Source organism: Halogeometricum limi (assembly GCF_900115785.1).
Lineage (GTDB): Archaea > Halobacteriota > Halobacteria > Halobacteriales > Haloferacaceae > Halogeometricum > Halogeometricum limi.
The window spans coordinates 340404-364384 of the sequence record NZ_FOYS01000005.1 but is presented as its reverse complement, the minus strand read 5'-3'; the positions used below and the strand labels follow the sequence as shown (position 1 = coordinate 364384).

At 64.8% G+C, this 23981-nt stretch carries 20 protein-coding genes; 7 read left to right on the top strand and 13 right to left on the bottom strand.

Annotated features, from left to right (window positions below; all coding sequences use genetic code 11):
* Positions 1-209 precede the first annotated feature (209 nt).
* The 3 genes from BM282_RS15680 to epsC form a co-directional block, all read right to left on the bottom strand.
* The gene (locus BM282_RS15680; RefSeq protein ID WP_089882753.1) at positions 210-839 is read right to left on the bottom strand and encodes an RNA 2'-phosphotransferase; all 630 of its coding nucleotides are present in this window, start codon (positions 837-839) and stop codon (positions 210-212) included.
* Between the two features lie 50 nt (positions 840-889).
* Positions 890-2527, bottom strand: coding sequence for a SufS family cysteine desulfurase (locus BM282_RS15675; RefSeq protein WP_089882751.1), 1638 nt, complete (start codon positions 2525-2527; stop codon positions 890-892).
* Between the two features lie 172 nt (positions 2528-2699).
* Positions 2700-3563 (bottom strand): serine O-acetyltransferase EpsC, encoded by an 864-nt coding sequence (gene epsC, locus BM282_RS15670; RefSeq protein ID WP_089882749.1) that lies wholly within the window; start codon positions 3561-3563, stop codon positions 2700-2702.
* A gap of 100 nt (positions 3564-3663) precedes the next feature.
* On the opposite strand from epsC, the gene BM282_RS15665 reads away from it, so the two are divergent.
* Positions 3664-3864: a hypothetical protein gene (locus tag BM282_RS15665; RefSeq protein ID WP_089882747.1), complete on the top strand. Its 201-nt coding sequence runs from the start codon at positions 3664-3666 to the stop codon at positions 3862-3864.
* Positions 3865-3900: 36 nt separating this feature from the next.
* On the opposite strand, the gene BM282_RS15660 is transcribed toward BM282_RS15665, so the two are convergent.
* Entirely contained in the window at positions 3901-4794 is an 894-nt protein-coding gene (locus BM282_RS15660) for a bifunctional methylenetetrahydrofolate dehydrogenase/methenyltetrahydrofolate cyclohydrolase (protein ID WP_089882827.1), read from the bottom strand.
* A gap of 410 nt (positions 4795-5204) precedes the next feature.
* Between BM282_RS15660 and BM282_RS15655 the strand changes: the two genes are divergently transcribed.
* Positions 5205-5615 (top strand): EamA family transporter, encoded by a 411-nt coding sequence (locus BM282_RS15655; RefSeq protein ID WP_089882746.1) that lies wholly within the window; start codon positions 5205-5207, stop codon positions 5613-5615.
* Between the two features lie 92 nt (positions 5616-5707).
* Positions 5708-6088, top strand: a complete 381-nt coding sequence (locus tag BM282_RS15650) for a Rid family detoxifying hydrolase (protein ID WP_089882826.1) — start codon at positions 5708-5710, stop codon at positions 6086-6088.
* 39 nt (positions 6089-6127) lie between these two features.
* Here BM282_RS15650 and BM282_RS15645 read toward each other — a convergent pair whose 3' ends face one another.
* Together BM282_RS15645 and BM282_RS15640 are read right to left on the bottom strand one after the other, a co-directional pair.
* Complete coding sequence (locus tag BM282_RS15645) at positions 6128-7039, bottom strand: DMT family transporter (RefSeq protein ID WP_089882744.1); 912 nt, start codon at positions 7037-7039, stop codon at positions 6128-6130.
* 124 nt (positions 7040-7163) lie between these two features.
* Positions 7164-8891, bottom strand: coding sequence for a formate--tetrahydrofolate ligase (locus BM282_RS15640; protein ID WP_089882743.1), 1728 nt, complete (start codon positions 8889-8891; stop codon positions 7164-7166).
* Between the two features lie 268 nt (positions 8892-9159).
* On the opposite strand from BM282_RS15640, the gene folP reads away from it, so the two are divergent.
* The 3 genes from folP (at position 9160) to BM282_RS15625 (ending at position 12599) form a co-directional block, all read left to right on the top strand.
* On the top strand, positions 9160-11556 hold the full coding sequence (gene folP / locus BM282_RS15635) for a dihydropteroate synthase (RefSeq protein WP_089882741.1): 2397 nt from the start codon (positions 9160-9162) through the stop codon (positions 11554-11556).
* Between the two features lie 125 nt (positions 11557-11681).
* On the top strand, positions 11682-12272 hold the full coding sequence (locus BM282_RS15630; protein ID WP_089882739.1) for a hypothetical protein: 591 nt from the start codon (positions 11682-11684) through the stop codon (positions 12270-12272).
* A gap of 6 nt (positions 12273-12278) precedes the next feature.
* Positions 12279-12599, top strand: coding sequence for a hypothetical protein (locus BM282_RS15625; protein WP_089882737.1), 321 nt, complete (start codon positions 12279-12281; stop codon positions 12597-12599).
* Positions 12600-12977: 378 nt separating this feature from the next.
* Here BM282_RS15625 and BM282_RS18645 read toward each other — a convergent pair whose 3' ends face one another.
* Together BM282_RS18645 and BM282_RS15620 are read right to left on the bottom strand one after the other, a co-directional pair.
* Positions 12978-13151 (bottom strand): hypothetical protein, encoded by a 174-nt coding sequence (locus BM282_RS18645; protein ID WP_175501578.1) that lies wholly within the window; start codon positions 13149-13151, stop codon positions 12978-12980.
* Positions 13152-13385: 234 nt separating this feature from the next.
* On the bottom strand, positions 13386-15137 hold the full coding sequence (locus BM282_RS15620) for a BCCT family transporter (protein ID WP_089882735.1): 1752 nt from the start codon (positions 15135-15137) through the stop codon (positions 13386-13388).
* A 532-nt stretch (positions 15138-15669) separates the two neighbouring features.
* Here BM282_RS15620 and BM282_RS18640 point away from each other — a divergent pair.
* Positions 15670-15831 (top strand): hypothetical protein, encoded by a 162-nt coding sequence (locus tag BM282_RS18640; RefSeq protein WP_175501577.1) that lies wholly within the window; start codon positions 15670-15672, stop codon positions 15829-15831.
* Between the two features lie 62 nt (positions 15832-15893).
* Here the strand turns inward: BM282_RS18640 and BM282_RS15615 are convergent, their stop codons facing one another.
* The 5 genes from BM282_RS15615 to BM282_RS15595 form a co-directional block, all read right to left on the bottom strand.
* Positions 15894-16337, bottom strand: coding sequence for a universal stress protein (locus BM282_RS15615; RefSeq protein ID WP_089882733.1), 444 nt, complete (start codon positions 16335-16337; stop codon positions 15894-15896).
* Between the two features lie 77 nt (positions 16338-16414).
* A complete protein-coding gene (ilvA, locus tag BM282_RS15610) occupies positions 16415-17662 on the bottom strand; it encodes a threonine ammonia-lyase (protein WP_089882731.1) in 1248 nt (415 codons plus the stop codon).
* 60 nt (positions 17663-17722) lie between these two features.
* The gene (locus tag BM282_RS15605) at positions 17723-20275 is read right to left on the bottom strand and encodes a GcvT family protein (RefSeq protein ID WP_089882824.1); all 2553 of its coding nucleotides are present in this window, start codon (positions 20273-20275) and stop codon (positions 17723-17725) included.
* A 229-nt stretch (positions 20276-20504) separates the two neighbouring features.
* The gene (locus BM282_RS15600) at positions 20505-23075 is read right to left on the bottom strand and encodes a GcvT family protein (protein ID WP_089882729.1); all 2571 of its coding nucleotides are present in this window, start codon (positions 23073-23075) and stop codon (positions 20505-20507) included.
* A 107-nt stretch (positions 23076-23182) separates the two neighbouring features.
* Positions 23183-23920 carry a creatininase family protein gene (locus BM282_RS15595; protein WP_089882727.1) on the bottom strand — a complete coding sequence of 246 codons (738 nt, stop codon included), beginning with the start codon at positions 23918-23920 and terminating at the stop codon, positions 23183-23185.
* Between the last annotated feature and the right edge of the window lie 61 nt (positions 23921-23981).

Below are 23981 nucleotides of genomic sequence, written 5' to 3'. Positions count from 1 at the left end.
TGGTTCGCCCCCTTCTCTCGTAGTCGACTGACACATTTGCATCTCCCTTCCTCGAATATCGTCGCGTGATGGCGGTTCTGTGTTCCTGAATCGAACGTTTGGAAGCTGTACCGTCAATTCACACTGAAACAGAGCGCTTTAATGGCCTCAATTGCAATTACGTTTCTATACCGCTCATATTTGACTCTATATATCTGGAATAGAGTGACTTATTTGTCGTTCACTCGTTCGATGTACTTCGGTGGCACGCGTTCGGCCGTGAACGTCCCGCCACCACGTCTATCCACCGAGATACCGTCCCGTTCCATCGAGCGGGCGTCGACGGCGAGTAGTACCGGGTCGTCGGCGTGGCGTCGTCCGACGGCACGCGCCTCCTCGCGCGTCTCCGAGAGGTGGACCGACTGGCGAGACATCGGTCTGAGTCCTTCGTCGCGTATCGCGTCGAGCGCTCTCGGAGCAGTTCCATGGTACAGACGGTCCGGCACCGGTTCGTCGGTCGGTTCGAGTTCGACGTCGATAGAGTGCCCGTACGCGGCGCGAATCCGGTCTCCGCGACGCTCGAATCGGCCCTTTGGGTCGGTGGCGACGACGGCATCGATGTGGTCGGCGTCCGCCCACGAGTACTTCTCCGTCCCCGCCTCGACGACGGCGTCGTAGTCGGCCCACCCGCCGCCGTCTACCGAGAGTCCCACGTCGTCCGGGTAGTGTCGAAGCGCCCCGCTCAGAAACTTCGATAGCCGAGTCCGTCTGTCGTCTCGGAGGAGGGGTCGCCCGTCGTTCCCGCATTCGGGACACGCCTCACCGTCGACGTAACCGTGGTCCTCACAGACGCGAATCACGCGCGAGGTTGGGTACGGAGTGACTACTGCGTTGTGGGAGAGCAGGACCCTTACGACTTCGCCGACAGCACCGTCTGCCCGTCGCCCGACACGTGCTCTCGCGCCGCCTCGCAGATGACCTCCTCGGGACCGACGACGCAGTCGCGGCGGATGTCGGGGTACGTCCCCTCCAACAGGTCGTCGACGTAGCCGTCGAGTTCGGCGACGTCTTCGAGCGACATCCCCGCTAACCGTTCGCTCAGGATGCTCGCGACGGCACTGCTGACCGCGCAACTCTCGCTCTCGAACGCGATTTCTTCGATAGTTCCGTCCTCGGCCACGTCGACGTGGAACTCGCCGTCGTCGCCGCAGGACGTCTCCTCGGAGTGCTTCGTGAACGTGGGGTTCGAGAGGCCGCCCGCGTTCTGGGGATTCTGGTAGTGCTCGTAGACGAGTTCGTGGTAGTTCGACTCGAGGTGGTCGTCGAGTTCGTCGCGAGCGTCGTCGACGGCGTCCAAGAGCAGGTCTATCTCCTCGGTCGTGTTGTAGAGGTAGAACGACGCGCGGACGGACCCGGGGATGTCGAGTCTGTCGTGGAGCGGTTGCGTGCAGTGGTCGCCCGCGCGGACGGCGATACCGCGTTCGTCGAGCAGTGCCGACAGGTCGTGACCGTGGAGGCCGTCGACGTTGAAGGCGACGAGACCCGAACGGTCCTCGCCGAGAGACGGGCCGTACGTCTCCACGTCGTCGCGTTCTGCGAGGCGTTCGAGGGCGTACTGCGCGAGTTCGTGTTCGCGTTCTTCGACGGTGTCCATCCCCACCTCGTCGAGGTAGTCCGCGGCGGCGGCGAGAGCGATGCCCTCGGCGATGGGCGGCGTTCCCGCCTCGAACTTCCACGGCGGGCGGTTCCACGTCGAATCCTCGTAGGTGACGTGGCGAATCATCTCGCCGCCGTAGAGGAACGGTTCCATCGATTCGAGGAGGTGTTTCTTCCCGTACAGACAGCCGATTCCCGTCGGTCCGGCCATCTTGTGCCCCGAGAAGGCGTAGAAGTCGGCGTCTATCTCCTCGACGTCGACGCGGCGGTTCGGGACGGCCTGCGCGCCGTCGACGAACACCAGTGCGTCTCGGTCGTGCGCCACCTCGGCGAGTTCGGCGACGGGGTTGACCGTCCCGAGCACGTTCGAGATGTGGACGACAGACAGGAGTTGCGTGTTCTCGTCTATCAGTTCGGCCGCGTGGTCCATGTCGAGGTGGCCGTCCTCGTCCACGCGGATGAACCGCACTTCCGCGCCAGTTCGCTTTGCGACCTGTTGCCACGTGACGAGCGAGGCGTGGTGTTCCATCTCCGTCGTGACGACGTTGTCGCCGGGACCGAGTTCGTTCAGGCCGACACCGTAGGCGACGAGATTGATGCTCTCGGTGGTGTTCTTCGTGAAGACGAGTTCCTCGCGCCCGCCGGACGCGCCGACGAACTCGGCGAGTCTGTCGTGGGCCTCCTCGTACGCGACGGACGCCTCGTGACTCAGCGTGTGGATACCGCGGTGGACGTTCGCGTTGTACGTTCCGTAGAACTCCTCGAACACGTCGTACACCTGCGTCGGCGTCTGCGTCGTCGCGGCGTTGTCCAGATAGACCAACTGCTCGTCACCGACGTGCCGCTGGAGGATGGGAAAGTCCTCGCGTACCGCGGCGATGTCTTCGTTCATACCCTCGCCAACCAGTATATCTACTTAAATTTTGGGCTCAGTCTCGAACTCGGTCCGGACACGTCGGCCGATATTCGGTTCTGGTCGAATCGCACGACGGGCACGCGGCGGTGTTCGGCGAGAAGGAGCGGCGTCGTGGTTCGGGTCGCGGGAAGGCGTAGCCGAGTCGGTCTCAGTCGGTACTCTTGCGCTCTTGCGTCGGGTGGTCGGCGACGAACACCTTGGTGTGGTCGGGGACGTCCTCTGAGACCCACGAGTTCGCGCCGATGCTCACGTGGTCGCCGACGCTGACCGCGCCGAGGACTTTCGTGCCCGCACCGATGACGACGTGGTCGCCGATGTCGGGGTGGCGCTTGTAATCTTTCTTCAGGGCGTGTTCTTCCGACTCGTCTTTCTCGAAGTGAAGCGCGCCCAGCGTCACGTCCTGGTAGAGACGGACCCACTCTCCGACCGTCGCCGTCTCGCCGATGACGACGCCGGTGCCGTGGTCGACGAAGAAGTACTCGCCTATCTCCGCGCCGGGGTGGATATCGATGCCCGTCTGCGTCTTCGCGAACTCGGTGAGTTCGCGGGCGTACTCGGCCGCTCCCGCCTCGTAGAGCGCGTGTGCAACCCGTTGGACCAGTATCGCGAGAAAACCCGGGTACGACCGGATTATCTCCATGTACGTCTTCGCCGCCGGGTCGCCTTTGTACGCGGCCTCGACGTCGCGTTTCAGCGTCTTCCGTATCGAAGGCAGTTCGTCGAGTATCCCCTCGACCGTCTCTGAGGGGTCGCCGTCGGCGTACGGACACATCCCGGCGTAGAAGAGCGTTCCGAGGTCGTCGAGGTGGTCGAGCACCGCCAACTCGTCGCGGACGAGGTCCGCCGCGTTCCAGCAGTTCGGGAAGAACAGCCGTTTCAGGATGTCTACCTCCTCGCGTCGGTACCGCTGTGTCGGGAACTCCATCGACGCCTGCGCCGGAAACGGCTCGGTGTCCTCTCGGTACGAGGCGTTCAACCGTTCGTGGGCGTTGCCAGAGTACCTGTACTCCATACGTGCTGTTTACCCTCGGCTGTCTTATTAGTGGCCGATTCGAGGCTGTCGCGTCGTGTGACGAGATAGATATATAACGAATCATCACGAATGTCGCACCATGGACGGTGAGTGCTACTTCTGTCACGGACTGGTTCTCCCGGACGAACGAGAGGACATCCTGCTCACAGAACACGCGGACCACGACGTCTACCTCCACGAGCAGTGTGCGAGAGGGTACGAACTCGTCGAGGAGTCGGTCGATGCGGGCGGCAGTCTCGAAGTGACGTGCCCGGAGTGCGGCGCGGTCGAAACGCACTGACGCCGCCCGGCGGTCGAAACTGCCGGGAGGCGGTCCCTAAGGCAGGTCCACGGGGACGCCCGACTGCAGACTCGCACCCTTCACCGTGTTGTACATGAGCATCGCGATGGTGAGGGGACCGACGCCGCCGGGAACCGGCGTGATGGCACTCGCCTTCTCTTTGGCGCTCTCGAAGTCCACGTCGCCGACGAGTTCGTAGCCTTTCTCGTTGTCCGCATCGACGCGGTTGATACCGACGTCGACGACGGTCGCTCCTTCGCCGACCATCTCGCCGTCTATCATCTCGGGGACGCCCGCGGCGGCGACGAGGATGTCGGCCTCGCGCGTCTTCGCCGCCAGGTCGTCGGTCCGCGAGTGACACACCGTCGTCGTCGCGTTGCCGCCGTCGTCGCGTTGGATGAACAGGTTCGCCATCGGCTTTCCGACGATGTCGGACCGGCCGACGACGACGGCGTCTCTCCCCTCCGTCTCGATGTCGTACGCCGCGAGCATCTTCTGGACGCCGTGGGGTGTACACGGTTTGTACCGCGCGTTCCCGGCGACGAGTTTCCCGACGTTCTCCGGGTGGAAGCCGTCGACGTCTTTCACGGGGTCGATTCGCTCGAGGACGGCCCGTTTCTCGACGTGGTCGGGCACCGGCATCTGGACGAGGATACCGTGAACGGCGGGGTCCTCGTTCAACTCGTCGATGCGGTCGAACAGGACCTCCGCGGGTTCGTCGGGGTCTATCTCGTGGTGGAAGCTCTCGATGCCGAGTTCCTCGCACGTGCGCTGTTTCATCGACACGTACGTCTCGCTCGCGCCGTCGTCGCTCATCAACACCGTCGCCAGTCCCGGCGTCACGCCGTCGTCTCGCAGGGTGTCTACGCACGTCGATACCTCCGACTGAATCTGGTCTGCGACCTCGTTTCCGTCGATTATCGTGGTCATGGTGGGGTTGACGGTGGCGCACGACCGGTCGACCGAGTCGAACTTCTCGTCTGCACGCGCCTCCGCGGCCGACGCTGTGCCGTGTCTCACCTTCTTCCAGACAGACTCGGTATCGCACGTCATAGCTTGTCGGGCGGAATAGTACACCCGTTGAAGTCGGCTCGGGTCCTTCCCTCTCGGTCGTCGAAAACGGCCGCATTCAGCGCTATCGTGGCAAGTTCTTTGCAAAACGAAAGTCTGACACCGCTACCAGTGTAACACTCTGTTTCAAATAGCCGACACGACGAGGCTGCGAGAGACTGAACACCGTTCCACCCGTACGACCGATTGATGCATCGACTGCCGACTCGCGGCCGACCGCACGGCGCGTACGCGCGAACGTACCAGTCCTCTTCGGGAGGTGTCTCTCGGTGAATCCGGCCATCCTCTTCGGAGTCGGGACGATGATTTCGTGGGGGTTCTGGATAGTCTTCGGCGACATGGCCTCGAACAGCATCGACCCCGAGATGGCGGCGTTCGTCTCGTACGTCGCGGCGGCCGTCCTCACCGGTCTGTTCGTCGTCGTCTCCGACGCGTCGTTCACCGTCACGAACCGCGGCCTCGCCTTCTCGGTCGTAGCCGGCATCGCGGCCGCAATCGGCGTCGTCTCGACGTTCATCGGCGTCACCGTCGGTTCGGCGTCGGTCGTCTCCACCATCGGCGGGATGTACTTCGTCACGACGGCGGTCATCAGCATCGTCGCTCTCGGCGAACCGCTCTCGCTGACGAAAGTCGCGGGCATCGGTCTCGCCGTTGTCGCCATCGTCGTCATCAACATGTGACCGACTCCACGACCGGTCGGACTCTCGACACGACGTGCGAGGCGGCGGTGACGTCGCCCGATTTTAAGGAACGCGACGCAGTACTCCCGCGTGTGAAACGAACCATCAGCACCGACGACGCACCCGCGGCAGTCGGCGCGTACAGTCAGGCGACGACCAACGGCGACGTCCTCATCACCGCCGGTCAACTTCCGCTGACGACCGACGGCGAACTCCTCGACGAGGAGTCGGTCGCAGACCAGACGAGACAGTGTCTGAAGAACGTCGAGGCGATTCTGGAGTCGGAAGATCTCTCGCTGGACGACGTGCTGAAGACCACCGTCTTCCTCGACGACATCGACGACTTCGACGAGTTCAACGAGGCGTACAGCGAGTTCTTCCAGAACGACCCGCCGGCGCGAAGCGCCGTCGAGGCCGGCGCGGTACCGAAAGGCGCGGCGGTCGAGATAGAGGCCATCGCGTCCACCGAGTGAGGTCGGTGCGAACCGTCTGTCCCACGTTGCGGTAGCGGTTTAGCGTCGAGACTCGAGTCGCGCGAACTCCGCGCGGAGTTCTCGTCGCTTCATGAGGAGGAAGCCGACGACGACGACGGCGAACCCGGCTCCCATCCGTGCAGAGATTGCTTCTCCGAACAGTAGCCATCCGGCGGCGGCGGCGACGACGGGGACGAGGTAGGTGACCAGCGTCACCTCTATCGCCGGGTGACGGTCGAGGAGCGTGAAGAACAGGACGTAGCCGACGACCGTCGCGCCGACGCTGAGGTAGAGCAGTGACGCGAGACCGGTCGTCGTCACCGTCGCCGACCACTGCTCGCCCGCGAGGACGCTGAGAACGTGGATGAAGGCCGCACCGACGAGCGTGGCCCAAGCGGTTCGCGGAACGCTCGCGAGCGATGTCGACGCCCAGCGCATCAGGACGCTCCCGACCGCCAGTCCCGCGACGCCGACGAGCAAGAGGAGTTTCCCGACGACCGCAGCGGTGAGCGTCGCCGGTCCGGTCGGCAACACGAACAGGAGTGCGCCGCCGAAACTGACGAACAGACCGAACAGCGAGACGACCGTCAGGCGGTCTTCGAGGAGGACGACCCACGAGACGGCCGCCGTCGCGATGGGCGTCAGACTCGTCATCAACCCAGAGAGCACGCTCGACGTGAGTCCTTGCCCGACGAACCAGACGCCGTTGCCGACGGCGATCCAGAAGACGCCGCCGCCGAGGATGGAGACGGCGTCGCCGCGCGTGGTCGGATACCAGTCGTCTCTCGTCGCGGCGACGTATCCCAAGAGCAACGCTCCCGCGATGTCGTAGCGAAACGCCGACAGCAGTAACGGCGGGAACGATGCGAAGCCTATCTCTACGGCCGCGACGCTCAGGCCCCACAGACAGGCGAGCGTACAGAACGCGAGGAGGTCTCTGAGACGGGACACGGGGGCGGGTCGGTGGTCGGTTCTTCGAGAGGGTCTGTTCGCGTGCCCGGACGACCGTACTCACGTCTCCTCACGGGCACCGCGCGGGAGGGCGGAGTCGGACGGGGCCGTCCGTTCTATCGGTTCAGAACAGGCCGGAGATGTTGCCGTCGGCGTCGATGTCCATGTCGGCGGCGGCGGGGTCCGCGGGCAGACCCGGCATCGTCAACACGTCGCCGGTGAGGGCGACGAGGAACCCGGCCCCGGCGGACGGGTAGATTTCGCGCACTTCGAGCGTCCAGTCCTCCGGCGCGCCCTTCTTGCTGGCGTCGTCGCTGAGGGAGTGGAACGTCTTCGACAGACAGACCGGGAACTCCTCGAACCCGAGTTCTTCCATGCGCTCGATGTCGTCCTCTGCGCTCCCGGTGTAGTTCACGCCGTCCGCGCCGTACACCTCGGTGGCGACCGTCTCTATCTTCTCTTTGATGGAGGCCTCGTCCTCGTAGAGATGCGTGAAGTCCTCGGGGTCGTTCTCGTCGACTGCGCCGACGACGCGTTCTGCGAGGTCGACGCCGCCTTCGCTCCCCTCCGCGAAGACGGTGGACTCCGCGGCCCGAACGTCCAGGTCGTCGCGGCAGTGGTCGAGGACGGTCTGTACTTCTTCGTCGCTGTCCTCCGGGAAGCGGTTGACGGCGACGACGACGGGGACGCCGAACTTCTGGAGGTTCTCGACGTGCTTGTCGAGGTTCTCGAACCCGCGTTCGACGGCGTCGATACCCGACTCCTCGATGGCGTCGAAGTCCGCGGGCCACATGTCCTGCCCGTGGTACTTCAGCGCACGGACGGAGGAGACGAGGACGACGGCGTTCGGCGTCATGTCGCCGAGTCGGCAGACGATGTTCATGAACTTCTCCGCGCCGAGGTCGGAACCGAACCCGGCCTCGGTGACGAGGTAGTCTCCCATGCCGAACGCGGCCTTGTCGGCGATGAGCGAGTTCGTCCCGTGCGCGATGTTGGCGAACGGACCGCCGTGGACGAACGCGGGCGTCCCCTCGATGGTCTGGACGATGTTCGGCTTGATGGCGTCGCGAAGCAGCATCGTCACCGGGCCGGTGGCTTCGATGTCGTCGACGGTGACCGGTTCGCCGTCGTCGTCGTACGCGACGATGACGCGCGCGACGCGTTCTTTCAGGTCGCCGAGGTCCTCTGCGAGACAGAGGACGGCCATCATCTCGGAGGCGGCGGTGAGGAGGAACCCGTCCTCGCGGGGCGTGCCGCCCGTCTTCCCGCCGAGACCGATGACCGTCTCTCGGAGGGCGCGGTCGTTCATGTCGAGTGCGCGGGGCCACGATACCTCGTTTACGTCCATGTTCAGTTCGTTGCCCTGCGACAGTTTCGCGTCGAGCATCGCCGCGATGAGGTTGTGCGCGGAGGTGAGCGCGTGGAGGTCACCCGTGAAGTGCAGGTTGATGTCCTCCATCGGGAGCACCTGCGAGTAGCCACCGCCGGCGGCGCCGCCCTTGACGCCGAAGACGGGTCCGAGCGACGGTTCGCGGATGGCTATCATGGCTTCCTCGCCGATGTGGTTGAGCGTCTGGCCGAGACCGACCGTCGTCACGGTCTTGCCTTCCCCCAACGGCGTCGGCGTCATCCCGGTTACGAGAACGAGGTTCTGCTCTCTGTCTTCTGCGTCCTCACGGAGGCGTTCGACCGCGTGGTGTTCGACCTTCGCCTTGTACTCGCCGTAGTACTGCAGGTCGTCGTTGCCGAGGTCCCACGGTTCGAGAAGGTCCCATATCGGTTCCATCTCGGTGGACTGTGCGATCTCGTAGTCGGTCGGGAACGAGTCCTGATCGTCGTCGGGTGAAGCCATCTCACACGAAAGTCCATCTGGATACCGTAAGAACGTTTGTATAGATGCCAGCCGTAGGATACGACGTGTTTCTCCGCGCCGATACGACCGTCTCTCTCCCTCATTTATTCAACTCAGCGACACGAAGAGTTTCGTCCGAACTCGGTTCCTCACTCTGCCTTCACGTCGAAGCGGCGATACGGACTCTACGGGCGTATCGGGGGCTCTGAGGGCCGCTCGGCGCTCCTTCGCCGACAGCTTAATGGGCGGACCAGCGAGGATATATGTCATGCACTATCACGAGGCGGCGGACCGACTGAACGGTCTGCAACGGCGCCGTCCGAAACTCGGGACGGAGACGACGGCACGGATGCTCTCGCACCTCGGCGACCCGCAGGAGTCGGCCGACTGCGTTCAAATCGCGGGCTCGAACGGAAAGGGAAGTACGGCCCGTATGCTCGACAGCGTCCTCCGAACCGCCGGACTCGACGTGGGGCTTTTCACCTCGCCGAAGCTGAACGACTTCCGCGAACAGATTCGCGTGAACGGCCGGAAAATTCCGAAGGAAGCGGTCGCGTCCTCGTTCGAGGAGCTAGTTCCCTGTCTGGAGACGCTCCGCTCGGAGGACGACATGCCGACGCACTTCGAGGTCATCACCGCTCTCGCGCTTCATCACTTCGGGACCGAGGACGTCGACGTGGCGATACTCGAAGTCGGTATCGGCGGCCGGTACGACGCCACGAGCGCCGTGGACCCGGTGGCGAGTGCCGTCACGAGCGTCAGTCTCGAACACACCGAGCTGCTCGGCGACACCGTCGAAGAGATAGCGCGCGACAAAGCGCAGGTCGCCCCCGCGAACGCGCCGCTCGTGACGGGGACCGACGGGGCCGCACTGGAGGCGATTCGCGGCGTGTCGGACGTCGTCACCGTCGGCCCCGCCGGCGGCGACGCGGACGTGGTCGCCGCGGAGAACGGGATGCGCTCTCCCGTCGAGAGCGAGGTATCCATCACCGGTCCGGACTGGTCGCTGGAGACGGCGCTCTCGTTGCTCGGGCAGCACCAAGCGACGAACGCCGGGGTCGCGGCGACGTTGGCGCGGCAGATGGCGTCCGTCGACGAGACGACGCTCGCCGACGGTCTCAGGAAGACGACGTGGCCCGGGCGGTTCGAAATCGTCGAACGCGACCCCACCGTCGTCCTCGACGGGTCGCACAACCCCGGGGCCGCCGCGACGCTCCGAGACTTGCTCGGCCGCTACGAGTACGACGACCTCCACGTCGTGTTCGCGGCGATGGCCGACAAGGAGTACGAGGAGATGATAGCGGAGTTCCCGGCCGTCCGCACGGCGTACACCGCCTCCCCGAAACTGGACCGCGCCGAGGACGCGGCGACGCTCGCCGACGCCTTCGAGGGCCACGCGACCGACGTGCGGGCCGTGCCGTCGGTTCAAGAGGCGGTCGAACGCGCGGTCGACACGGCCGCGGACGACGACTTCGTGCTCGTCACCGGGTCGCTGTACGCCGTCGCGGAGGCCCGCGACCGCTGGATACGACAGGTCGTGCCGAAAGACGGGCCGCGAGGTGCCACCGCGGACGCGTTCGACGACCGCACCTTCGCCGACGCCGACCCCGAGACGGTCGAGACGCGCGTCTTCGAGACGCTGCTTCGCGGCGAGCAAGCCGAGGTCGTCACGGACGAGTTCGAACGCCTCGGCGGGCGATGCGTCACGTCTCGTGAGGGGACGCCGGAGAAACTCGTCCGGACGGTGCTCTCGGGGTCGGTCGCCGACGTCCGCTCTCTCGTCGGCCGCCTCCGCGAGTCAGGACTGGGGCTCGCGCACGTCGCGAGACAGTTGGAGACGGCGCTCGACGGGCCGCCCGCCGGCCCGTTCGAGGGAGCGCACCCCGCCGTGATGGGCATCCTGAACGTCACGCCGGACAGCTTTCACGACGGCGGCGAGTACGACCGCCTCGACGCGGCGGTCGAACACGCCGAAGCGATGGTCGACGCCGGTGCCGACGTTCTCGACATCGGCGGGGAGAGCACGCGCCCCGGTGCCGACCCCGTCTCCGCGGAGACGGAACGGAACCGCGTCGTCCCCGTGATCGAAGCGCTGTCGTCGCTGGACGTTCCCATCTCGATAGACACGCGGAAGGCGACCGTCGCCGACGCCGCTCTCGACGCGGGAGCGGACGTCGTCAACGACGTCTCAGGACTCTCAGACCCCGAGATGCGGTTCGTCGTCGCCGACCACGACGCGTCGCTGGTGCTGATGCACAGTCTCTCCGCGCCCGTCGACCCGAGTGAGACGGCGACGTACGACGACGTGGTCGAGGACGTGCGGACCGAACTCGCAGAACGGGTGTTGCTCGCGGAACGGGCGGGTATCGACCGCGAGCGGATGCTCGTCGACCCCGGGTGCGGGTTCGGCAAGTCCGCCGCGGAGTCGTTCGAACTCGTCGACAGACTCCACGAGTTCCACGCGCTCTCGTGTCCCGTCATGCTCGGACACTCCCACAAGTCGATGTTCGAGGACGTCGCGCCGGAGTCGGGTGCGCGACTCGTCCCGACGCTGGCGGCGACGGCGATGGCGGCCGAACGAAGCGCCGACGTGGTCCGCGTCCACGACGTCGCGGAGAACGCGGCCGTCGTTCGGACCGTCGACGCGGCGAACGGTTCCGACTGAACCGCTCGTCTCGGCGATTGGACCGTTCGTCTCGTGAACTGAACCGGGTGGCCCCACGTCTCACCCGCGTCTCGCGTCCGACGCCGTCCCCACCTCTTTTGTCCCCCTTCGTGCTACAGAGTGCCATGTCGCTTCCGTTCGCCGAGTTCGCCGTGACCGAACTCTCCGTCTCTGGCTGGTCGGTACCGATGCAGGCCGTCGACCCGGCGGCGCTGACAGACGCTCCGCGGACCGTTCGCGCGGGCGTGTCGTTCGCCTCGACCATCGTCTTCGGCGGCGCGACGCTGTACTGGTTCGGGGGCACCCTCGACGAGGCGGTGACGGCGTCGACGGAGAGTCCGCTTCTTTCGCTTCTCTACGGCGTGCTGGCGTACGGGTTCGCGTTCTTCGCGGTCGGATACACGTACAGTCAACTCGCGCGAATCGGCGCGGCGTCGCCGCTCTTCTCGTCGGTGCTGGTCGCCGCTCTCGCCGTGTTCGTCCTCTCGCTCACCGGGTACGGTTTCGCCGTCGTCGGCGCGTGGGCGGGCGAGGCGTTCGGCCTGTCGAGTCCGTGGCCGGGACTCGTTGGGGCGGCCACGCTCGGGGCCGCCGTGTGGCTTCTCGCCCCCTTCGCGGTCGGACTCGTCTGTTGGGTCGTCCTCGCCGCGTGGGGTCTCGGCGGTCCGACGCGGCGGTGGGTCCACGAGAGCGAAGCGCGGCCGAACGCCGAGTGACCGACCGTGGCTCCCGATACCCTCGCTGCGACCGCTCACGCGCCGATTGCATCCCTCCAGACGGGAGTCGACGGCGGACTCTTCGACGCGCTCGTCGGCGTGATTCCGCTCGTCGGCACGCTCCTGTTGTTCTCGCTCGTCCTCGCGTTCGCGGCGATTCTCTACCGGCACCTTCGCGGCGGTATCCGATGGCCGGAGAGCGGAGGGGATGCATGGGGTGACGAAGACCGGGGCGACGCGGGACACGACGACGAGAGTGACGAGGGCCCGAACGGCGACTCCACCGTCCGGCGAGGAGGCGACGACGACGAGTGGGAGTTCTACTGACGCGACGAGAGCTTTCCCCGGATACTGTTCGTTCACCCACTCAGAGAGGGCTTGTACCGCACGCTGGCTACGCTGTCTCTCGCTTGCGGGTTCCCTCTATTTCAGAGGTTTTCGACGGAGCCCGTTCGTCGATTCGCCCTCCTTGACAGGCGAAGGGAGAGTCAATTGCGACGCAAAGCCGGTGGCCGACTCAGTCGTTACGCGGAGATTCGAAGAGAAAGCCCCGTGCTTTAGGGCGGGGCTGAACGTGCTATCGCGAGGTTGTCGGGCGTCGTCGGTCGACACGGAAGATACGTTCCGCAGAAGCGGTCTCTCCGCGGTGCTTCCGTACACTCGAACCTCGGTTCCCCCTCCGGAACGGCGAGATAGAGGGCCGAGTCAGTAATGTTTGCAGTCGTCGTGGAGGTGTTGTTGGACTGTTTTCTTCTCGAACTCGAACAGCGTCGAGATCGCTTCTACCGTGTACCCCAGTTCGGCCGCGCGGTTCATCTCGGTACACTCGTCGGCGTCTACGGGCTCGCAGCCGTCGTCGAGTTCCTCTTTCGTGTACATACTGGTACATCAGACCCTGCGCGGATGGGACCTCTGCATAGATACATAGCTACTCTCGGTTTCGGTCACTATGTACGAACACCGACACGAATGCCGGAACTTCGGCTCCGAAACACATACCGGACAAGCGGAACGTACGAGGAGGGATTTTCCACGACAGGGGCGAGGGCGTCTCCGAGAATGACGTCGTTCGAATCGAAAGTCGGTGCTAGTCGCGTCGGGCCGCGGCGTCGGTCAGTCGCTTCCCTCCGCGTCGGCACCTCCTTTGATGTCCGTCACCATCTCGTCTCCCGACGTTACCACGTCCAGGTCTCCGTCCGCGGTCATGTCTTGGATGCGCTCTGCGAACTGTTCGGACGAGAGTATCTCGTACTCGTTCTTGAGCCCTTGATACACCGTGAAGCACATCAACACGAGGATGACTGCGAACGGGAAGCCCGTCGCGATGGCCGCCGTCTGGAGTGCGCCCAGGCCGCCGCCGTACAGCAGGAGCGCCGCGACGGCGCCTTCGGTGACCGCCCAGAAGATACGCTGGGCCTTCGGCACGTCGTGCTTGCCGCCGGAGGTGAGGTGGTCGATGACGAGCGACCCCGAGTCCGAGGAGGTGACGAAGAACGTGACGACGAGGACCGTCGCCAAGATTCCCGATATCGCACCCAGCGGGAACTGCTCTAAGAGCGCGAACATCGCGACGGTCTGACCCAGTTCGTTGTACGTCGCGAGGGCCGCGCCGTTACCCTGCAGCGAGTTGAACAGCGCGCTCCCACCGAACGCCGACAGCCAGACCGTCGAGAACAGCGAGGGCAGGAACAGCACGCCCAGGACGAACTCCCGGACGGTCCGACCCTTCGAGATGCGCGCGATGAACATCCCGACGAACGGCGACCAGGCGATCCACCACGCCCAGTAGAACACGGTCCATCCCGAGACGGTCGCCGCGCCCTCGCCCATCGTTCCGGTGAAGAACGACAGCGAGAGCAGGTTTCCGAAGTACGTCCCGAGACCCTGTACCCACGCGCCGAAGATGTAGGCGGTGGGACCCACGATGAGGAGGAATCCGAGGAGCGTCAACATCAAGTAGAGGTTGACGGTGCTCAGACGCTTCACGCCGTTCTCCAGACCCGCCGCGACGGACGCCGTCGCGATGAGCGTGATGGCACCGATGAGGATTATCTGCGGGATGGTCCCCGTCGGCACCTGAACGAGACCGAGCATGTCGCCGCCGACGTACGAGATGCCGGTGTTGACCTGCGCCACCCCGAGTCCGAGCGAGGTGGAGAGACCGAACAGCGTCGCGAACACGGTCACCAGGTCGATGACGTGCCCCGGCCAGCCGTAGATTCGGTCACCCAACAACGGCCAGAATATCGACCGGAACGTCAGTGGGAGGCCGCGGTTGAACGAGAAGAACGCGAGTCCGAGTCCGACCAGTCCGTAGATGGCCCACGGGTGGAATCCCCAGTGGAAGAACGTCTGTGCCATCGCGACGGACGCCGCCGCGCCGGTTCCGGCCTCCGCCGAGAAGAAGCCGGGAACGTTCTGGAAGTAGTACAGCGGTTCTGAGACGCTGAAGAACATGAGTCCGATACCCATGCCCGCGCTGAACAGCATCGCCATCCACGAGAAGTCGCTGAACTCTTTCTCGGCTTGGACGCCGCCGATACGAATGGTCCCGTACTTACCGAACGCGAAGTACAGGATGGTCACGATGAACATGTTGACCGCGAGGAGGAAGAACCAGCCGAAGTTCCCCTCGAAGAAGCTCCGAACCGCGGAGTACGCGTCCGCGGCCTGTTGTCCCAACAGGAGCGTCGCGGCGACGAACATCCCGATGAGTAACAGTGCGACCGGGAAGACGACCGGATGGATGTCGAACCCATACCCCTGGATGTTGGTGTCTCCCGGCTTCCTGTCGGAGTCCGGGTGGAACAGTTCGACCTGCAGTCCGTTGGACATCTGCCCGGCCGTATCGTCTCTATCTGACATACGCTACCCCTCCGTCCGACACTGCCGCCGTTGATTGCTGTCTCTCATAATCGTCGATAACCGCTCAGGTTTGCTTCGTTCGGGGCGTATCTCTACGGGAGCGGACGGATCCAACTCCCGTCTCAGACGCCACGGGGCGTCTTCGCGCCACGAGACACGACGAACGATACGACTCACCGTCACATCGCTGCGCCACGGTTCGAGTTCGTGCACGCCACAGTGACATGGCACACAACCTCACACCTACACTATTATTGATTTATCTTAAAACTATGCGATGATTGCGCCTAAAGCGACCGTTATCCGGCGGATGAGACCGTGTGTGACGCCGCTCTGACCGCCAATACGGCTCAGGTCGCTCGCGGACGACTTATCCACCACCGCGTCTCCAATTCGTTCTCCCAATCTGATAGTCCGTGTTACGAGGCTCGAACTATCCCTCTACTGACCGTTACGCGGCGCGAGACGTGTCCGCCGACCGAGAACGTCCCGATGGGGAGGGCTTACCTTCACGGCCGCCGATGCGGCGCGTATGGGACGTTTACTCGCGACGGCCGCCGCGATACTCGCCGCGTTGCTGATGCTCGTCGCCCTCGCACTGGCGGCGAACGGTAACCTGATGATCGCCGGACTCTCGTTTCTCGGCGCGAGTCTCGTCATCTACTTTCGCGAGACGACGCTCGTCGACGACTGACCGTCGCGGGCGCGCGGTCCGGCGGCGTTCGCGTTCGGAACGCGGTGGGTCGCAGGCGCGACTTACAGGTCGTTCATATCCATCCGTTGGGAGATGACCGGCACCGTCGCCGTCCGGACGACTCTGTCCGTCGTTCCGCCGATGAGGTTGCCGAGCGTTCCTCTGTACGCCGACCCCATCACGATGACGTCCATCCCCTCGTCTTCGGCGAAATCGACTATCTGGTCGCTCTGGGACCCCGTCCGGATGTTCGTCGTGCACTCGACCCCCTCGGATTCGGCGGCCTCGCATATCTCCCCGAGTATCCGCTCGCCGTACTCGCGGTACTCCGCTCGGAGTTTCTCCTCGTCGTCCCGCAGTGAGAGCGCTCGGGGGACCCCCGGAAGGTCTATCACGTACAGTGCGTGCACTGTCGAACCGAGTCGCTTTGCCAGTTGTATCCCGTGTTCTGCGCCCCGCCGAGCCTCGTCGCTCCCGTCGTACGGTATCAGTATCTGTTCGTACATGACCGTGGTTGCCAGTCTCTCTCATGGACAAAATATGTTTCCCGTGACTGACTCGTCCGAGAACCACTCGCACCGCGTCAGATGGTCTGTGCGATGTTCTCGACGGAGTATCCCGCGTCGCTGAGTGCGTCGAGTATCGACTGGGCGTGTTCGCTCCCGCTCGCTTCGACGCGGAAGACGAGGTACGCCTCACCGATCTCTAAGTCGTCGACGGAGCGGTCGTGACGGACGTCGTGGATGTTCGCGCCGTGGTCGGCGATGATGCCCGACAGGTCCTCCATCACGCCCGGTTGGTCGTCGATGCGGACACGGAGACGCAGGAGTTGCTGGCGTTTCGTGAGTGCGTGGACGAGAACCGTCTGAAGCTGTGTCATGTCGAGGTTCCCGCCGCAGAGAAGCGGCATCACCGTCTCGCCCGACACGTCCAGGTCGTCGCTCAGGATGGCGGCTACCGACGCCGCGCCCGCGCCTTCGACGGCCTGCTTCGCGCGTTCTAACAGCAGGAGTATCGCCTCCGCTATCTGCGTGTCGGTGACGGTGACGACTTCGTCCACGTTCGCCTCGATGGTGCGGAGCGTCCGTTCGGAGATGCCGCCCGTGGCGATACCGTCGGCGATGGTGTCGACTTCGTCGAGAGTGACCGGAATTCCTTTGTCGAGGCTCTCGTGGACCGTCTCGGCGCCGGTCGCTTGCACGCCGACGACGCGCGTCTCCGGCGAGAGATGCTTGATAGCCGTCGAGATACCGCTGATGAGACCGCCGCCGCCGATGGGGACGACGACGGTGTCGACGTCCGGCACGTCGTGGTACATCTCGGACCCGAGCGTTCCCTGCCCCGCGATGATGTCCGGGTCGTCGTAGGCGTGAACGAACTCGGCGTCCGTCTCCTCGACGGCCGACTTCGCGTGCGACATGGTCTCTTGGAAGTCCTTGCCGACGAGTTCGACCGTCGCGCCGTAACTCCGGGTCGCGTTCACCTTCGCCTGCGGCGCGTTCTTCGGCATGAAGATGGTCGAGTCCGCGCCGCACTTGGTGGCCGCGAGGGCGACGCCCTGAGCGTGGTTACCCGCACTCGCGGCGACGAACTCCTCGACGCCGTCTTCGACCGATTGGACGATTTTGTTGTACGCGCCGCGCGTCTTGAACGACCCCGTCCACTGGAGATGCTCCATCTTCAGGTACACCTCGCCGCCGACGAACGCGTCCAACGACGAACTCCGTTCGACGGGCGTCTGTTTGACGACGGTGTCGTCGTCGAGGCGTTCGCGGGCGCGTTCGATGTCGGCGTACTGGACTGGAAGTTCGTCTGATTCGGTCTGGGTCATAGTCTCGATGTCGAAGCGGGGTGTCGGTGGTCGGGTGTCTGTTCTCTGTCTGGCGGTGTTCTATCGGAGTATCTTGTCTCTTCCGGCGTCGAACAGCGGTTCGTCGCGGACCGTCGCGTCGTAGCGGTTGCCCTCACACAGCACTTCGACGGCGGTGCCGGCCTCCGTGTACTCTGCCGGAAGGTACGTGTACGCGATGGACTCGCCGATGCTGTAGCCGAAGTCGGCCGCCTGTACGTAGCCGATTCTCTCGCCGTCTTTCAGCACGGGACGACCGCTCAGCAGGATGTCGTCCGAGTCGTCGAGCGTGATGGGCGTGATGCGGGAGTCGATACCCTCGTCCTGTGCGATTTCCAGTGCCTCCTTGCCGACGAAGTCGGTGTCCATGTCGACGGCGAACGACAGTCCGGCCTCGAACGGGTTCGAGTCGGTGTCGATGTCGGTCCCCCACAGGCGGAAGCCTTTCTCCAGTCGCATCGACTCTAACGCGCCGCCGCCCATCGGCCGCACGTCGAGGTCCTGTCCGGCCTCCCAGAGCGTCTCCCAGAGGCGGTGTCCGTACTCGGAGGGTGCCCACAGTTCCCAGCCGAGTTCGCCCACGTAGGAGACGCGCAGGGCGACGACGGGCACTTCGCCGACGTACATCTGCTTCGCGCGGAAGTAGCCGAACCCGCTCTTGCTCACGTCGGCGTCGGTGCATCGCTGGAGGAGGAGTCGAGATTTCGGTCCCCACAGGCCGATGGTGGCCTGCCCGCCCTCGGAGATGTTCACCGAGACGGTGTCGGGAGCGCGCTCTTTCAGCCAGTTGCCGTGGATGCCCGGCGAGTTGCCGCCGCCGGTAGTGACCATGTACTCCTCCTCGTCGAGTTTGACGACGGTCACGTCCGCGAGGATGCCGCCGCCCTCGTTCAACAGCAGCGAGTAGCGGACCTGTCCGACGTCTATCTCCATGTCGTTGCTACAGACGCGCTGGAGGAACGCCTCGCTGTCCGGCCCTTCGACCGAGATGGAACTGAACGAGGTCATGTCGAACATCGACACGTTCTCTCGGGTGTGGAGATGCTCGGCTCCCTCGATGGCGGAGCGATTGATGGACTGCCAGCCGTCTTGGTCGGGAATCTCTTCTTCGTAGCGGTCGACCAAATCCTCGTTCGAGTCGTACCACTGCGCGGACTCCCAGCCACCGCCCTGGACGAAGTTCGCGCCCAACTCCTGCTGTTGGTGGTAGAACGGACTCGTCCGCAGGGCGCGGTGGTCGTCGGGTTGCCAGCGCGGTTCGACGATGGAATACACCTGTTCGTACCGCTTCGCCCCTCGGTCGACGAAGTAGTCCTTCTCGCCGGCGTGCGGTTCGAAGCGTCGGACGTGGATGCCGCCGGTGTCGACGGGGCCGGACGGGAGACGCGGAACGCCGTTCTCCATCCACTCGGCGACTATCTTGCCGTACCCCGCAGAGTGCGTCCACCAGATGGCGAGGGCGGTCCACAGACCGTCCACCTGCGCCGTCTCGCCGACGGCGGGCATCCCGTCCGGCGTGAACACGAAGATACCGTTCTCGGTGACGGCGTACTCCTGGTCGGCGGAGGCGGGGAGGAGTTCGCCGAACGCCTGCTTCGCCGATTTGTCTCGGTTGGGGTGCGTCGGACGCTCCCAGTGTTCTCTCGTGAACCCGCGGACCGATGCCTGTCGGTCCTCGGAGTTCTTCCCCATGTCGTCGGGGTCGATTGGGAGGGGTTCGTGGTTGTACGACCCCATCCCGAGGGCGTCGCCGTGGGTTCGGAAGTACAGCGAGTGGTCCTGGTCGCGGCCGACGGGTTGCGTCGGTCCCTCGCTCATGAACTCCTGGATGTCGCGGTTGCCCGGGACGTCCATCCCGTCGGTGTGTTCGCCGACGGACGAGTCGGCGTCGGCCAACTCCTCCATCGGTTCGGTGACGACGTACTGGTGTTCGACGGGAGTGATGGGAAGGTCCAGACCGGCCATCTGGCCCGTCTGGTAGCCCCAGTTGTTCGTCGCGACGACGCAGCGTCCGCACTCGATTCGTCCGCGGTCGGTGACGACGGCGTCGATTTCGCCGTTCGACACCTCCAAGTCGAGCACTTCGGTGTCGCCGTAGAAGTCGGCGTCGGCGTGTTCCATGTACCACTGCAGGGCTGCGATGCCGTCGACGCGGCCGTCCGTGGGAGAGTAGTAGCCGCCGAGAATCTCGTCTTCGTCGACGAGGGGGAGTTGCTCTGCTACTTCCTCGGGAGAGAGCAGTTCCGGGTCCGGGAGTCCGTACGACGTGGCCCACTCGACGCGTCGGCGGAGGAAGTCCATCCGCTCTTCGCTTCGAGCGACCTCTATCCCGCCGACTTCGTCGTAGGCGTCGATGTCGGAGAGGAACCGACTGGTGTAGTACGCCGCCTTCGTCTGTATCTTCGACGGCGACGTCTGGAACATGATGCCCGGCGCGTGGACGGACGACCCGCCGGTTACCGGGAGAGGGCCTTGGTCGACGACTGTCACGTCCTCTGCGCCGAGTTCGGTCAGGTGGTACGCCACGCTACATCCGACCGCGCCCGCGCCGATGACGACGGTATCCGACTCTGATGGGAGGTCCGGTGTGCTCATTTCACTCGTGCCGGTGTCCATCTGTCACGGTCTTAAATACACCGGTGACTCCGACGAACTCTCACGCTGAAACGGTCGTATGGGGGCTCTACGGGGCTGTAAATCGACGATTGTGAATCCGGGGTTTTCGTCGGAACTCGCCCCGTCACGGCGACGGTGACGGCGAACCACAACTCACCAAAAAAAGGACACGAATTGGATTCCGCGCGCGGTCGGTCGCCTCGCGTCTTCAGACGAGGGGTTCCTCTCGCACCGTCGCGTCGTACCGGTCGCCCTCGTACAGTATCTCGAGTTCGGTGCCGGGTTCAGCGTACTCCGGTGGGAGGTAGGTGTAGACGACGCAGGCTCCTTCCGTGTAGCCGTACTCGGCGCTGTGGACGTAACCGAGCGTCTCGTCTCCGTCGAGGACCGGGCGGTGCGCCATCACCATCGCCTCCTCGTCGTCGAGCGTCAGGCAGGCCACCTTGTGGTCGATGTTGTCGCCGGCGGCGGCGGCTTCGACGGCTTCCTTCCCGATGAACTCCGTGTCGAGGTCGACGGCCCATCCGAGTCCCGCCTCGTACGGGTTGTGTTCGGTGTGGAGGTCGGTCCCCCACAGGCGGAAGCCCTTCTCGATACGGAGGGCGTTCAGCGCGCCGTTGCCGTACGGCCGGATGTCGTACTCCTCGCCCGCTTCGAGGACGTGCTCCCAGAGGCGTTCACCGTACTCGGAGGGCGTGTACAGCTCCCACCCGAGTTCGCCCGCGTAGGAGACGCGGAGCGCGGTCACGGGCACGTTCTTCACGTAGAACTGCTGGCTGGTGAAGAACGGGAAAGCGTCGTCCGAGAGGTCGACGTCGGTGACCTTCGAGAGTACCTTGCGGGCGTTCGGTCCCGTACAGACCATCGCGGCGAGACTGGAGGTCACGTCGTTGACGACGACGCCGTCGGGCGCTTGGCTCCGGACCCACGCGACGTGGTTGTTCCCGACTTCCCGGCCCGTCGTCAACAGGAGGTACCGGTCCTCGTCGGTGCGCGTGACGGTGATGTCCGCGCGGACGCCGCCGCCCTCGTTACACATGAGCGTGTACTTGACCGACCCGACGTCGATGTCCATGTCGTTCGTACAGAGGTACTGCACGAACTCGCCGGCGTCCTCGCCGACGACTTCCATCTTGTTGAACGAGGTCATGTCGTGCAGACCGACGTTCTCGCGAACGTTCAACGCCTCCGCGCCCTCGATGGGCGACCAGTAGACGGCTTCCCAGCCCTCTCTGTCGGGTATCTGGTCGCCGTACTTCGCCAGCAAGTCCGCGTTGGACTCGAACCACTGTGGCGCTTCCCACCCGGCCTCCGCCCAGAGTTCCGCGCCGTACTCCTTGTGCGTGTGGTACATCGGCGTGCGCCGGATGTCTCGTTGCTTGTCGGTCCACACCCACTTCGGATGCATCACGTTGTAGACGATGCGGTACTCCTCGCCGCCGATGTCGCGGGCGAAGTCCCAACTGCCCTCGTGGGCGTCGAACCGGTTCACGTCCGCGTGTGCGAGGTCGATGGGGCCGTCGTCCAGTCGGGGGACGCCCGTCTCCATCCACTCCGCCAGTGCCTTGCCCGCGCCGCCGGCGTGCGTGACCCAGATACCCGCGGCCGTCCAGAGGCCGTCGTACTTCTCGACGGGACCCATCGCGGGGAGGCCGTTCGGCGTCTCCGAGAACATCCCGTTGTACTTGAACTCCAACTCCTCTCCTTCGGTCGCGGGGAGGAGTTCGTCGCTCGCGCGGCGCGGCGCTTTGTCCGGCCGGTCCGGGTGCGTCGCGTTCTCCATGTGGTACTCGGTGAACTCGTGGACAGAGCCCTGTTCGCCGTCCGGGTCGTTGCCGCCGAGTTCCCGCGGGTCGGGCACGATTGGCTCGTGATTGTACGACCCGATACCGTAGGAGTCCCCGTGCGTCCGGTAGTACATCGCGTGGTCCTGGTCGCGCAGGATGGGTCGGTCCGGCCCGACGAGGAGTCGCTTCGCCTTGTCTCCGGAGACGTTGTGGTAGTTCTCGAACAGGGGATGGTTCGTCACGTCGACGGCGCTGTCGGCCATCTCGTCGAGCGACTCGGTCATCGTGTACTGGTGCTCCACCGGGGTGATGGGGATGTGGACGTCGAGTTCCTCGCCCAACTGGCGCGCCCAGATGTTCGTCGCGATGACGACGTCGTTACACTCGATGTCGCCGTTCTCGGTGACGACCGACTTCACCTCGCCGTCCTCGACGTCGACGTCCTCGGTCCGCGTGTGCGGGACGAACGTCGCGCCGCGGTCCATCGCCTCCCGGGCGAGGGCGTCGCAGGCCACGACGCCCGATACCTGCCCGTCGGTCGGCGAGTAGTAGCCGCCGAGGATGACGTCCGAGTCCACGAGGGGGAGTTTCTCCTCGACTTCGCCGGGGGAGAGAATCTGCGGGTCGTCTATCCCCCACGACTTCGCGTTCTCGACGCGTCGCTGTAGGAAGTCCATCCGCTCTTCGGTTCGGGCGACTTCGATGCCGCCGACTTCGTTGTACGCCTGCTGTCCGTCCGCGCCTTCGAGGTCCGAGTAGAGCTCTCGGCTGTAGTTCGCGAACTTGGTCAGAATCTTGTCTTCGGCCGTCTGGAACATGATGCCCGGGGCGTGCGTCGAAGACCCGCCCGTCGTCGGCATCGGACCCTGGTCGACGACGACCACGTCTTCCCGGCCGAGTTTCGTCAGTTGATACGCGAGGTTACAGCCGACGATGCCGGCACCGACGATGACGGTGTCAGCACGACTCGGCACGCTGTCGGTCGTATTCATGAATCTGTTCGAAGGGTGACCCCAGCGGCCCAATATAATTATCGCCCGTGTAGAAATCGAACCTCGAACGGTCCATCGACTGACCAGACGTGTTCTTCGACGCTCGGTCAGTAGCCGTCGCGGGGGCCGGTCTCTCGCTCGCGAATCACGTCGAGGAGTTCGACCAGCGCGTCGGTCGCTCGCTCCATCAGTTCCTCCCCTCGTTCGGCGCTCCCGTCTCGGGGGTCGCCGACGACGCCGTTCTCGGTGAACTCGTGGGAGTCGACGGCGAGGTTCACCCGGCCCTGCCAGTCGCCCCACCGGTCGCTCCCGTTCTCGGCGGCGTCGTCCAGTCTGTCCTCGTGGACCGTCTCCGGGTTGGCGTGCCGGAGGAGCGACGTCTCCAACGGACCGCCGTGCCCCATGTCGGAACTGTGCTCGCCGACTTCGTCGAACCACGTGAACGGGACGGCGAACGCCTCGTCGCGTCGGGTGATACGGGCGGTCACCTCGCCGAGAGCGGCGATGTTCCCCCCGTGTCCGTTGACCACGACGACGTGGTCCCACCCGTGCGAAGCGAGACTGGCGACCACGTCGCGGACGTAGGCGCGGAACGTGTCTTCCGCGGTCCACAACGTCCCCGTGAACCGCCGATGTTCCTCGGCGACGCCGACGGGAATCGCCGGCGCGACGACGACGGGGTCGGCGTACTTCTCGGCGGCCGCCTCGGCGACCGCTTCGGCGTTCAGCGTGTCGGTCCCGAGGGGGGCGTGCGGGCCGTGCTGTTCGGTGCTCCCAACCGGGAGTAAGGCGACGTCCGTCTCGACGGCGTCCAGGTCGGTCCACGTCTCGGTCGCGAGGTGCATAGTCGATGGCTCAGACGGGAGGCGGATAAAGCCACCACTCCGGACGTTTTTCATCGTCGCC